The sequence below is a fragment of the Stenotrophomonas sp. Nf1 genome (assembly GCF_003028475.1).
Taxonomy (GTDB): domain Bacteria; phylum Pseudomonadota; class Gammaproteobacteria; order Xanthomonadales; family Xanthomonadaceae; genus Stenotrophomonas.
In genome coordinates this window covers 72,018-84,349 of sequence record NZ_PYTV01000004.1, presented here as the reverse complement: position 1 = coordinate 84,349, position 12,332 = coordinate 72,018, and the positions used below count along the sequence as shown (strand labels likewise).

Annotated in this window: 9 protein-coding genes; 1 reads left to right on the top strand and 8 read right to left on the bottom strand. The window is 60.3% G+C overall.

Translation table 11 applies throughout. The features are described from left to right. The first annotated feature begins 13 nt into the window (after positions 1-13). Entirely contained in the window at positions 14-724 is a 711-nt protein-coding gene (locus tag C9412_RS09095) for a 2OG-Fe(II) oxygenase (RefSeq protein WP_107231324.1), read from the top strand. Positions 725-881: 157 nt separating this feature from the next. On the opposite strand, the gene C9412_RS09090 is transcribed toward C9412_RS09095, so the two are convergent. The 8 genes from C9412_RS09090 to C9412_RS09050 all read right to left on the bottom strand — a co-directional run bounded on the left by C9412_RS09090 (position 882) and on the right by C9412_RS09050 (position 12,327). Next, positions 882-1,475 (bottom strand): hypothetical protein, encoded by a 594-nt coding sequence (locus tag C9412_RS09090; protein ID WP_107231323.1) that lies wholly within the window; start codon positions 1,473-1,475, stop codon positions 882-884. Positions 1,476-1,508: 33 nt separating this feature from the next. After that, complete coding sequence (locus C9412_RS09085) at positions 1,509-1,823, bottom strand: hypothetical protein (protein ID WP_107231322.1); 315 nt, start codon at positions 1,821-1,823, stop codon at positions 1,509-1,511. A gap of 260 nt (positions 1,824-2,083) precedes the next feature. After that, on the bottom strand, positions 2,084-2,443 hold the full coding sequence (locus tag C9412_RS09080) for a hypothetical protein (protein ID WP_107231321.1): 360 nt from the start codon (positions 2,441-2,443) through the stop codon (positions 2,084-2,086). Next, positions 2,440-3,729: an RHS repeat-associated core domain-containing protein gene (locus C9412_RS20995; protein WP_308811179.1), complete on the bottom strand. Its 1,290-nt coding sequence runs from the start codon at positions 3,727-3,729 to the stop codon at positions 2,440-2,442. Before C9412_RS20995 ends, C9412_RS09080 begins: the two co-directional genes overlap by 4 nt. A gap of 858 nt (positions 3,730-4,587) precedes the next feature. Beyond that, entirely contained in the window at positions 4,588-6,807 is a 2,220-nt protein-coding gene (locus C9412_RS20990; RefSeq protein WP_107231318.1) for an RHS repeat-associated core domain-containing protein, read from the bottom strand. Positions 6,808-6,822: 15 nt separating this feature from the next. After that, positions 6,823-10,083 carry a DUF6531 domain-containing protein gene (locus C9412_RS09060; RefSeq protein ID WP_258190119.1) on the bottom strand — a complete coding sequence of 1,087 codons (3,261 nt, stop codon included), beginning with the start codon at positions 10,081-10,083 and terminating at the stop codon, positions 6,823-6,825. A gap of 263 nt (positions 10,084-10,346) precedes the next feature. Continuing rightward, positions 10,347-11,438 (bottom strand): PA0069 family radical SAM protein, encoded by a 1,092-nt coding sequence (locus C9412_RS09055; RefSeq protein WP_107231317.1) that lies wholly within the window; start codon positions 11,436-11,438, stop codon positions 10,347-10,349. A gap of 145 nt (positions 11,439-11,583) precedes the next feature. Beyond that, the gene (locus C9412_RS09050) at positions 11,584-12,327 is read right to left on the bottom strand and encodes a pyridoxine 5'-phosphate synthase (RefSeq protein WP_107231316.1); all 744 of its coding nucleotides are present in this window, start codon (positions 12,325-12,327) and stop codon (positions 11,584-11,586) included. Between the last annotated feature and the right edge of the window lie 5 nt (positions 12,328-12,332).

Below are 12,332 nucleotides of genomic sequence, written 5' to 3'. Positions count from 1 at the left end.
AAGGAATGCACGCATGCACGAGCAGGGCCCGGTCGATTTCATCGAAGTCATCCACAACGCCGTCCCCAGCGAAGTCTGCGCGGCGATCGTCGAGCGTCTGCGCGCCACGCGCGGCCTGCTGCCCGGTGCGGTAGGCAGTGGCGTGTTCCCGGAACTCAAGCACAGCAAGGATCTGCGCATCAGCGGCCTGGACGGCTGGCAGGATGTCGACCAGCAGCTGCAGATCGCGGTGTTCAACGGGCTGCTGACTTATCTACGCCGTTATCCACAGGCATTGATCGCGCCGTTGATGTTGCAGATCCAGGACAGCGACGGCCAACCGCGACGCCTGTCTGCCGAGGACTTCCCCGACATGCCGCAGCAGCAGCTGGCCGATCTGGCCCGCACCTGCCTGCGCCCGGGTGCGATCAACCTGCAGTGGTATGCGGCGGGCGAGGGCGGTTATCCGTACTGGCACTGCGAGCTGTACCCGAAGGACGCGCAGGCCGAGACCCTGCACCGGCATGTGCTGTGGACGCTGTACCTCAACGACGGGTTCAAGGAGGGCGAAACCGAGTTCCTGTTCCAGGGCCGGAAGATCGCACCGCGCACCGGCAGCCTGCTGATTGCGCCGACCGCGTTCACTCATACCCATCGTGGCAACCGGCCACAGGGCGGTGACAAGTTCATCGCCACCAGCTGGATCCTGTTCCAGAGTGCGCAGAAGTTGTTTGGGGGAGGGTGAGGTCGGGCCCCGGCCGATATCGCTTGCCAGGTAGAGTCGAGCTTGCTCGACTGTTCCGCATCCATGAGCTGAACGCCTCCGTCTCCAGTTCCCGCAGCTGGCGCATGTACATCCCGCAGCATGCAGTGGTTGCTGGGTAAGGATTGATGTCGCTCAGTTATCTGGCAGGTCCAAAGGATCCCCAGAGATTGTCGTTGCCTCCTTGCCAGGCAGTGAGCTTCTCGACAGGGATTTCCTTGAGTTCACAGGTGAACTGGAGATAGAAGGAACGGTCCTCTTTTCGATAGCCGTTCCATCCGACAGCCGTCACTTTGACTTCGATCCGACCATCGCGCTCGGGTGGCCGATGTAGTTCGACCTCCGCTGAATCGGACAACCAGTAGTCTCCCTTGTAGGCGAAGCCCGCGCTGCCACTGGTCAAGCTTGCACTAACTACCTCCGGCGTCCCCTCCGCCGAAGGCGTGTATCGCTTCAGGCTGCCTGTGATCTTGATGTACTGCTGGGAATCGATCACGCCCGGCGACTCCGAGAAGAGGCGCAGTAGAAGGAGGGTATCCCTGCCCTTGCGCACCCTCTGACCTGTATTTGCCTCCCACAAGCGCTGTTCGAACTCGTCCAGGCCAGCCGGCATGTCCGTGACGACCGTGGCTTGCGGAACGACGATGCATTCGTGCAATTGACGAGCGTGGACCCGCTGCGCTCCGAGCGCGAGAAGGAGACAGGAACAAGCCACATGGATAGACAGTTTCATTGTGCGCACTCACAAGCCGCCCTACGGGCCTTGTCATAGTTGTTGATCTGCTCTCGTGCTCGCTTGGTTGCCTCCGACGAAACTGAGCAGGTAGGCGGTGCGAAGTCCGCCAACATTGCTCTGCACGATGCGATTGAATTGGCTGTAGGTAAAGGTGGAAATGCGGCTACCGGACGTTTCACTGATGCGCTTCCCAAGCGCATCGTATTGATAGGTGCGGGTTCCATCCTGATTGCTGAACGACAGCATGCGGTTGCTCTTCGCATCAGCGGCGTAGCGGGTCGCTTCCGTCGTGGCATCGAGCGCCGCGTAGTTTCCGCCCGCATCATGGCTCAGCGTGTAGGTCATACCGGATCGCGCCAAGGTGCTCAATCGCCCAAGGCCGTCATAGCCCAATGTCTGGCGGAGATCCGCAGTCACGTCATCGCTAACGGGAACTTTGCCCCGCGAATCGCCATCGTCAGTACCTTTGCCGATCAGCGGAAAAGTTCACTGACCGGCAAGCCTTTCTTCCCTCGATATGGATAGACGGCTTTTCATGGACCTCAACCATCTATCGCCAGGTCGTTGCGCGGGCCTGCTCATGGTTGCATCTCCAGTACTTTGACCTATAAAACGTTGATGGCCTTACCCCGACCAATCTTCTCCATCACAAAAATAGCGACCTCAAAAGCTAAGTACACAGCACCAAGCATTGCAAGATAAGTCCATCCGCTTGCAATGCCGGGGCCGCAGTAGGTCTCTGTAAGGCACCTAAAAATACGAGCTGTGATTTCCACACCGCTCCATAGGGCCGCCGCTGTCACTAGCACCGCTAAGACAGCCAGCAGTTTCCGCGGCATTTGGGAACAGCCCCCCTTGAAAACGCCTCTCAGCACTTGCCAAGATCGAAGGGGGAGCAAGCCGATGGATGCGAGCCCAATGAAGCCAAGCGAATAAATCAACGCACTGAGGAGAATGGCTTTCACGGGCCTTTCCTCTGCACTTGGCGCAGCAAATTACCAGGCCAGAACGTGCCCGCCTCCACGTAAGGGAATGAAAGCTGCCCACTTAACGCTGTCGAAGACATTGCTGCGCACTCGAATGGCGCTGCCGAGGGAAGATCCATAGCCTTGTTGATGATCCTCTCTTCTTCCTTCTGAGAGGTTTCCTTACACGTGGACTCCGTCGTTTGGCCCTTATGGAAGTCTTTGAACTTCGCAATGCTTGCAGCATCGCCTGTCACTATGCCGCCACTACCGCCACCATTTGCAGCACCGTACGAACCGGCGGGATCGTAAAGAGCCGGCCCTCCAGAGCCGTCTCCGCGTGAGGTGTATACCGCTGCATGGTCTCGAACACCAGCCGAGCCAACTGTCGTCAACAAGCAAGTTTTAAGTCCAAGAGAATCCACCGCCATGATCGGATTCCCCCCGACGTAGGCATAGGTGTTCATCCCTCCCCCCAACCCAATCGGATCACTCTGCACATAGCGCCCCGCACTCGCGTCGTAGTCGCGGAAGCCGTTATACCAGAGCCCGCTCTCGCCATCGTAGTACTGCCCCGGGAAACCGATGTTCAGCCCACCGATGTCGTCCTTCAGAACGCTGCGGCCGTACGCGTAGTTGTAGGCCTTCCACACAACCTGCTGCGCTTTGTTGGTCGCATACTCAGGCCGACCAAGGTGGTCGTTGTGCACAAAGCTGACCGCGCCATTGCGGTCGATACCGACCAGCTCGCCCCCGAACCACAGATAGTTCGTCCAGGTTGCTCCGGTCTGCTCGGACAGCAGCCGGTTCTGTCCAGCATAGAAATAGCGACTGGCTGAGCTTGCGCCACTCTTTCCCACGCGCTGGCCCTGCGCATTGAGCAGGTAGTCGGTGCGAAGTCCGCCAACATTGCTCTGCACCATGCGATTGAAGGGGCCGTAAGTGAATGTGGAAATGCGACTACCCGAGGTTTCGCTGATGCGGTTGCCAAGCGCATCGTATTGATAGGTGCGGGTTCCATCCTGATTGCTGAACGACAGCATGCGGTTGCTCTTCGCATCGATGGCGTAGCGGGTCGCTTCGGTCGTGGCATTGAGTGCCGTGTAGTTTCCGCCCGCATCATGGCTCAGCGTGTAGGTCACACCGGATCGTGCCAGCGTGCTCAATCTCCCTAGGCCGTCATAGCCCAATGTCTGGCTGAGATTCGCAGTCACGTCATCGCTAATGGGGACTTTGACCCGTGAATCGCCATCGTCAGTACCGATGCCGATCAGCGAGAAGTTCACTGACCGGCAAACCCTTCTTCCCGCGGTATGGATAGACGGCTTTTCATGGACCCAAACTATCTGTCGCCAGGCCGTTGCCCGGGCCTGTTCGTGGTTGTATCTCCAATATTCTGATTTATAAAAAGATTATGAAGAACGAGACAATCATACCGATGAGCTGGAACTGGATAGAATCCGGATAACCCTTGCAATATTCAAACGAAGAAGCGTCTTCCACATGATCCAGACACTATCTGACTAAGCGGTAGAGAGAAGATGCCGTGCTGGAGAAGTAGGTCATCGCTCCTACACTGATGGCTCATCCGACCGTAAGAATTGTCTTCCAGAAAAATGACCTCCGGTAAGAGCTCCGCGCTTTCTGCATGACCCACCTGAAGGGGTACAAAGGCATGAGTGAGAGCGCGCAACTCTGCTTCTGCTGGCTTCCTCGTCCAATCGCCCCTCCAATGGAGGCGGGCATTGAAAAGTAGGTCCCGCCGATCAGAATAGCCACGACAAGGTACAGGAAGAATTGGGCCAATGATCTCTTGTTTACGATGCGCGCTATCGGTCGCGTATGCGTCCTTGGCGCGTACCAGTGCCCAATGCAACGGGATCTGCGCAGAGTTCATCCGGCGATAGGGTGACTCACAATCTTCGGCTCAAAACTAGGATTTCGGCTTCCTCCATAGTCTGACCAGGGCCTTGTACATAACCCAGGCGATCCAGCCGCAGACCAACCCGACCCCAGCGACAACGATCTCCTCCTCCTCAAGGGGATACCCGTTTAGCCTTTGATAGACTAAAAAAGCAATTGCTCTCAATGACAGTAAGGAAAATATAACTATAGGTGTCCAAAGTATAATCTTCATCATTCTCTCAGTTGCAATCACACGGATCAGTGCTGGACGACTGGCTATCTATTACCTCTTTCCCGGCCTTTGCGGCGTCATAAGCCCCTTGCAGAGTCGCTTTGCCTCGCATGATGTTCCTAAGGCCTTTGAACCCACCGCGCATGGTCGTCCAGTCGGAGATGGCTCTCCCCGCCTTGGCTCCGTGGTATCCCAAAAGAGCTCCACCAACCTCTTGCAACGCGGGGTCACGCTTCTTTCCGTCAAAGGCACCCCAGATACCAGCTGCACCATCATGCATAGTCGCCAGTCCAAGACCTCCGGCCGCCGCGCCCGCAGCCATCATTCCTTCTGATCCCATTCCGGCGCCAATGATTGCGGTGACGGCACCACTGGCGATTTCAACTCTTCCGATATTGACGTCAGCGATTCCAATGGCTAGGTCAAGGTAGTTGATTCCACAGAGTCCATAGGGATCCGTGAAGGAAACTGGGTTCCCACCTACGTATGCGTAGGTATTCACTCCCCCCGCCAACCCAATCGGATCACTCTGCACATACCGCCCCGCACTCGCGTCGTAGTCGCGGAAGCCGTTATACCAGAGCCCGCTCTCGCCATCGTAGTACTGCCCCGGGAAACCGATGTTCAGCCCACCGATGTCGTCCTTCAGAACGCTGCGCCCATACGCATAGTTGTAGGCCTTCCACACAACCTGCTGCGCTTTGTTGGTCGCATACTCAGGCCGACCAAGGTGGTCGTTGTGCACGAAACTGACCGCGCCATTGCGATCGATACCGACCAGCTCGCCCCCGAACCACAGATAGTTCGTCCAGGTTGTTCCGGTCTGCTCGGACAGCAGCTGGTTCTGTCCAGCATAGAAATAGCGACTGGCTGAGCTTGCGCCACTCTTGCCCACGCGCTGGCCCTGCGCATTGAGCAGGTAGTCGGTGCGAAGTCCGCCAACATTGCTCTGCACCATGCGATTGAATGGGCCGTAGGTGAAGGTGGAAATACGGCTACCGGACGTTTCGCTGATGCGGTTGCCAAGCGCATCGTATTGATAGGTGCGGGTTCCATCCTGATTGCTGAACGACAGCATGCGGTTGCTCTTCGCATCGATGGCGTAGCGGGTCGCCTCGGTCGTGGCATCGAGCGCCGTGTAGTTTCCGCCCGCATCGTGGCTCAGCGTGTAGGTCACACCGGATCGCGCCAGCGTGCTCAACCGCCCCAGGCCGTCATAGCCCAATGCCTGGCTGAGATTCGCAGTCACGTCATCGTTGATGCTGAGGATCTCATTGTCACCGTTGTAGCGATATGAGGTGCGGCTCAGCGCGGTGGACTGCTGATTGCGTACCGCTTTGGCTTCCAGCCTGCCGGATGCATCCAGCGCATGGCTCTGCGCCAGACCGTTGCCGTAGGGCATGCGTTGAAGCGTGCCGAGTGCGGTGTATTCGCTCGCACCGATGATCTCCTGGGTCACCGCCCCCTTGGTCAGCGTGAGTGAGTACGGGTAGCCAAGGCTGCTGTAGGCGTACCTGGCAACAGCGCCATCAGGGTAGGTGATGGCGTTGTTCCTTCCGATACCGTCGTACGTGTAGCTGACCGTACCCTCGCTGGACTTGCCTGCCAGCGTGGTCTGATCCGTACGCGTAACCAGTTGTCCCTGGGGGGTGTAGGTGAATCGAGCACTGGTACCTGGCGCTGCGTGCGAGCACAGCCGTCCTTTGCCATTGACGCAGTTGTCATAGGCATAGGTCTGCTGCTGGCCGTCCGCATTCTGCGAGATCAAACGGCCGAGACCATCGTAGCCGTAGCCAATTGAGCTGCCATCGCTGCGCACCGTCGCAATGCGCTGTCCAGCCGCGTTGTACTCATGGTCGGTTCGCCCAGTATCAGGGCCGTTCTGTGCCCACAGCTGCCCGAAACCATCCGTCTGATAGGTTGTCGTCAGACCACGTGGATCGGTGACGGAGGCAAGGCGATCTCCCTTGTCATAGGTAAGGCGCGTCGTCCCTCCAGTGGCGTCGGCCTGGACAAGAAGGCGTCCAAGAGGATCATAGGAGAACTTCGTCACACGATTCTGTGAATCAGTTTTTTGAATCAGACGGTCTTCCAGATCGTAGGCGTAACGGATGTTCCGCCCTTGATCAGTACGTTCTGCGACGAGCCGTCCCAGCTCGTCGTACTCGTAGTTCACTGCGGAAACGACTGTATTGAGCCCGATCAGGGCCAAAGCGATGCTCGACATGTTCCTGGGCTTTCCTTAGCGCGGTTCTTCACAGAATTTCGGGTTGCAACTGCCCTTGTCGTTCTCTGCCCTCACGATGACCTGGCCCTGGGGCCCCCAGGCATTCGGGCCGGAGGCCATCTGCCCCAAGTACTCGAACCCAGCCACGCCGCTGCCGCTGTTGACCGGTGCTACGTTCACGGTGAACGTAGCCACCGAACCCGGCGCGACCGCGGTGGAAAGACCGATCGCTTCGCTGGTCCTCACCGTCCTGAGCACCATGTGGGTCTCGCCTGGCATCCAGATGACATTGCCGGTGTTGCGGAACTGGAACGTCACAGTCGATGACTGACCATTGAAGATGTGGGAGGGCGACGCAGATGCATTGACGAGATCTGCGGTCCTTGCAATGGCTGGAATGGAGAAGGCACCGGAGCGGTTGATGGTCAGATTGGGACCACCCGCAGGCGAGATGCCATGGATGTGGATACTTTTTCCTCCGTGGGCAGCGCGCATGCCCGCATCCAGGGGGATACTGAAATAGTACGCGCGGCCTTTCGCCTGGCAGGCGTTGGCCACGTTCGCATCAGAAGCGCGATTCGCGCGAGCCGCCGCCACAAAGGTACCGCCACCACCCGCCGCTCCACCCGCGTAGAGATGCACGTCGATCGATGCGTCCACGCCGACCGAGCAGGCCCAACCTTCGACCGTGTAGTTCCATCCGGCGTCCTGCATGACGCCGGCGATATCCCCTATGACGTTGGCACTCGGTATTGCGTGCACACCGGAATTGGACAGCAGGCGGTTGTGGGCACTTCCCAGCGGTGAGATGCCGTAGACCGCAACCGTGCGTCCGCCGAGCTGCTGCCGGTTGGCCACGGTCAAGGGGATCTGGAACCGATAGCTTGCCCCGTTCGTACCGCATTCCGTGGCTACACCCGGCTCGCTCGCCAGGTTTGCCTGAGCGCCCGCGATGAAGGCGCCGCCGTGCACGTATGCATCCACAGGAATCGAGCTGCGCGAGCCTGTCGCGCACGCCCAGCCTCTGACGAACCAGTTCCACTGTGCGTCATGATTGATCTCGTCAACGACGCCTTTGACCACGCTGTCAACGGAGTAGTCGGCAACGGCCGTTTCGCTGCGGGTGCGGTTTGACGCCACGTCATAGCTGTAGCGCGTCCATGACCAGTTGCCGTTTCCGAGTGGGTACACCTCGCTCAGCAACCGACGCCCCGCGTCGTAGCTGTACTGGGTCCGGATTCCCACAGGCGTGGTGACGCTGGCAACGTCGCCGGCCGCAGTGTAGGTGGTCGTGGTCGTGGCCCACCCTGAACCCGTATTGATGCGATCCGTCAGCACGCGGCCGCGGGCGTCGTAGGTGGTTTCGCGGACATCACCGTTGGCACCGGTAATGCGGCCCGGCAACCCCAGCTCGTTGTAGGCCGAGTACGTGACTTTGTGTCCCAACGCGTTGGTGATGCTTGTGAGGTCACCCTTCGCATCGAAGGTGGAGGTGACGTCGTCCTGTGCCAACGGCCCATCTTCCTTCACAGAAGCCGTCAGTCCGTTGGCATGGTAGGTGTAGGTGAACTGGGTAGTTCTGGCCTGTCCGTTGACACCCACCGATGTGAGGTTGCGCTTGGTCGCCGAACTGACGTTGCCCCTGCCGTCATAGGTGAACGTGGTTTCGCTGTCGCCGACGCGTGTTTCCTTCAGCAGGTGACGTCCTGCCGCGTCCCATTGATAGAGCGTGGCCTGTTCGGCGGAACTTCCAGCAGCTTCCACCTTCTTCAGCAGATTGCCTTCCGGGCTGTAATCGAAGTCAGTGATGTTGTCGACGAAGTCGTGAACGATGTCCGGGTTTCCGTTGGCATCGTACGTTTGCTCCTTGTAGCTTGCAGGGCAGGTTGATGATCGGGTTCCGGTCACCGAGACCTGGCGCCCGTCCTCGTAGGCATACGTGGTGGTGCGCCCCAGCGGATTGGTCTCGCTGACTTTCAACTTGACAGGTCGCGTCCGGTCGTCTGCCGCTGCAAGCTCGAAGGTGTCCTGCGCCCCGTCGCGTGCGGCGAGCTGAATCGAACCACCCGGCAGCGAACGGGGCTGGATGCAGATCTGGCCCTGGCGTGGGTTGTACTCACACCATCCGGTCTCTTCACTGCCACGCACACCGCCCGGCCGGACAGGTGCGGGAGGCGCAGCCACGGGGGCGCTGCTCTCGACGGCATAGCTGAAGGTGTGTCGCTCGATTCCACCGGCATGCTCGGACAGGGTCGCCCGCTTGTAGGCATCGTAGGCAAAGGTGGAATACCGCACGCCGTTGTAAGACTTCCCGGTGAATCCCCCCGGATAGCGGGCATCTTCATAGTGATAGGTAATGGTCGTCTGTGGCGCGCCCGGCAGCGTCGCACTGGCAAGACGGGCACGGCCCGCCCCGAAGACATCGGCGGTATAGCCGTATTGATAGACATTGCCGGCCGGGTCCTTGACCTGGGTCAGCAGACCATTGCTCCACGTGAACTGGATGCTGCGGCCCGAGGAGTGAGTGACCGACTGCAGGTACTTGTTGGTGTACGCGAAGCTCCAGTAGACCCCTTGCTCGTTGCGGAGTTCGGTTATGTAGCCGTCTGCGTTGTAGCGCTCGCTTCCAAGCTCTTCATTGTTCAGCGTGAAGCTTCCATCGCTGTTCTTTACCAGGTACGCAACCGGCTTGGCGCGGTCTTCGTTCCATCGCGCCTGCGCCTCATTCCAGATCAGTTTGATGCGTCGGCCATCCGGGCGTTGTGCCCACGCCGTCTTCTGCGCGTTGGAGAACGCCAGGCTGTAGTCGAAGTTGCTGATCCAGTGATTGCCGAACAGGCCTGCGGCGCTCCAGTGGTGGTTGTAGGTCCGTTCGAGGTACAGGCCCATTTCCCCGTTGACAGTGAAGTCGCGTTCGATCTCCACCTTGTTGCCGGTGTAGAGCACCACAGGGTTACCCTTGCGCTCGTTGCAGTCGCCACGGCGATCGTCCGTTTCCTGCTCCAGCGCCGTTTTGGCAGGCCTGGAAATGTCGGAATGGTAGGAGACGCCCTTGCCGATTGAGATCACACCCCCTGATCCGATTGCGGCAACGCTGGGCGGACGGATGGCGTGGACTCTGTCCATATCCTGGATATCGGAGTTGCCATCCTTGTTCCGGTAGTACACCCAAGGCGCCTTCCTCGCAGAGGCGTCAGGAACCCAGCAGGCCGTGGTGATCGTCAGTGGGATCAGCAGAAGGGCGGCGGCGGACGTGCTTGTCGAACGGAGCTTCATGCTCTTGGTATTCCTTGAATTGCTGGATCGGTTCCCACTCGCGCCTGAGCATGCGACTCAGGGGCGTGAATAGTAATCTGATGTTCAGGTCATTGAATAGAGCGGCGATGCGCGCGAGCCGCTGTTGATCGCCGATACCGCGAAGGAGATGTCATCAACGACATGGCTGAGATGCCGGCAACGACAAGTGGGCGCACTGGCCCCGCGAGATGCTGTGGACGCTGCTGCGCCACCGACGGAAATCACTCCTGCCGGAGATGACCTCAGAACAACGACCCCTGCGGCGAATCCTTCTTCGGCGGCAACGGCTTCACGAACCGGCTGCAATCCAGCTTCGGCCAATGGCTGTTCTGCGCATTGAATCCCAACCGCTTGCGCGCCAGCTTGAAGCGGTTGCTCAACAGCTCCGCATACACGCCCTGGCCTCGCATGCGTGTGCCGAACTGGCTGTCGTAATCCTTGCCGCCGCGCAGCTGCTGGATGGTGCTCATCACGTGCGCGGCGCGATCGGGATGATGGGTATCCAGCCAGTCGCGGAACAGCGGCGCCACTTCCAGCGGCAGGCGCAGCAGCACGTAGCCGGCGGTGCTGGCACCGGCGTCATGTGCGGCCTCCAGCACGGCTTCCAGTTCGCTGTCGTTGATCCACGGAATCACCGGCGCCACCATCACGCCCACCGGGATGCCCGCCTCATGCAGACGCTTCATCGCGCGCAGCCGCGCATGCGGTGCCGAGGCGCGCGGTTCCAGCTTCGCGGAAAGATGCGGGTCCAGCGAGGTCACCGAAAAATGCACGCTGACCAGGTTCTCCGCCGCCAGCGGTGCCAGCAGATCGATATCGCGTTCTACCAGTGCGTTCTTGGTGATCAGCGAAAACGGATGCTTGGTTTCCAGCATCACTTCGATCAGCTGCCGGGTCAGCTTGAACTTGCGTTCGATCGGTTGGTACGCATCGGTGTTGATGCCCAATGCGATCGGCTGCGGTACGTAGCCCGGCTTCGACAGTTCCTTGCGCAGCAGCTGCGGCGCGTTCGTCTTGGCGAACAGCTTGGTCTCGAAGTCCAGGCCCGGCGACAGGTTCAGATAGGCGTGCGAGGGGCGCGCGAAGCAGTAGGAGCAGCCATGCTCGCAGCCGCGGTACGGATTCACCGACTGGCTGAAGCCGACGTCCGGCGAGTTGTTGCGGCTGATGATGCTGCGTGCGGTCTCGGCGCGTACTTCGGTGCGCAGGCGCGGGGCGAGGAACTCCTCGCTCTCGTCGACCGCCCAGCCGTCGTCCACCGCCTCGCTGACGGTGCTTTCAAAGCGCCCGGCAAGGTGGGACGTGGAACCTCGGCCCTTGATCGCAATACCCATTGCGGCAGCGTACGCCGGGGCTGTCTCAATGGCTGCGACGGCCGCCTGAAGGGTTCAGGGCAAGCCTGAGCCGAGCGTGGGCTCGGCTCTACAGTGGATGCGGGTGCCTTGTAGCGCCGAGCCCATGCTCGGCTGCACCCATCGGTCACAGCAGGGCCAGATAGCCCCGCACCGTAGCGTCCAGCCCGTCATACAGCGCCTCGCCGATCAGTGCGTGGCCGATCGACACTTCCAGCACGTCCGGTACGTGGGCCAGGAACTCGCGCAGGTTGTCCTGCGACAGGTCATGGCCGGCATTCACTCCCAGCCCCACCGCCTGCGCGCGCCGCGCTGCGGTGGCGAACAACGCCAGCATCGCAGTGGCATCGCCGGCCGCATGCGCCTCGGCGTACGGGCCGGTGTACAGCTCGACGCGGTCGGCACCCACGGCGGCCGCCTGTTCCAGCAGCGGGTTGCCGGCATCGACGAACAGGCTGACCCGGCAGCCCATCGCCTTCAGCTCGGCCACCAGCGGGCGCAGGCGCTCGCCATCGCGCTCGAAGTCGAAACCGTGGTCGGAGGTGATCTGGCCATCGCCGTCGGGCACCAGGGTGGCCTGCGCCGGGCGGGTCTGCGCGCACAACGGCAGCAGGCCGGGGTATCCCTCGCGCGGCGGCGCGAACGGGTTGCCTTCAATGTTGAATTCCACGCCCCGCGCGCGGGTCAGCGTGGACAGGGCCAGCACGTCCTCGGCGGTGATGTGGCGGCGGTCCGGCCGCGGGTGCACGGTGATGCCGTGCGCGCCGGCATCCAGGCAGGCCTGGGCGGCGCGCACCACGTCCGGTTCGGCACCGCCGCGCGAATTGCGCAGGACGGCGATCTTGTTGACGTTGACGCTGAGCTGGGTCATGGAAC